Annotated in this window: 1 protein-coding gene; it reads left to right on the top strand. The window is 35.1% G+C overall.

What is annotated here, in order from left to right; translation table 11 throughout:
- Positions 1-479, top strand: a 479-nt coding sequence (locus CD128_RS11400) for a relaxase/mobilization nuclease domain-containing protein (protein WP_231917341.1), incomplete at both ends; no start/stop codon positions are given.

The following is a 479-nucleotide window of genomic DNA, read 5'->3' on the forward strand; positions in this document are numbered from 1 at the left end:
CAGATACAGACCATATTCATAATCATATTGTCGTTAATTCAGTTGATTTAGAAACTGGTAAGAAATTCAATAACAATAAAAAAGCATTGCATGATATTCGACGAGCTAATGACGACTTATGTCGAGAACATGGCTTAAGTGTGCCAGAACGTGATACTGCAAAATTGCGATATACACAAGCTGAAAAAGCATTGATAGAAAAAGGTAAAACCTCTTGGAAAGATGAGTTACGTGAAGAAATTGAAAATGCAAAAGCTCATACAAGCAATTTTAAGCGCTTTTCAGAGCATTTAGAAGAAAAAGGTATCTCATTTAAGGTGAGAGGTAAGAATGTCTCATATAAGCCTGAGAACGTTAATAAATGGGTGCGTGGTAAAACACTGGGCCAAGATTACGATAAGGAGGCGTTAGAAATTGAATTTGAAAAGAGAACTAAACAACAACAACGAAAAGACAAACTCGAACGTACCAAACCAAAT

It is taken from the genome of Staphylococcus croceilyticus (genome assembly GCF_002902575.1).
GTDB classification, from domain to species: domain Bacteria; phylum Bacillota; class Bacilli; order Staphylococcales; family Staphylococcaceae; genus Staphylococcus; species Staphylococcus croceilyticus.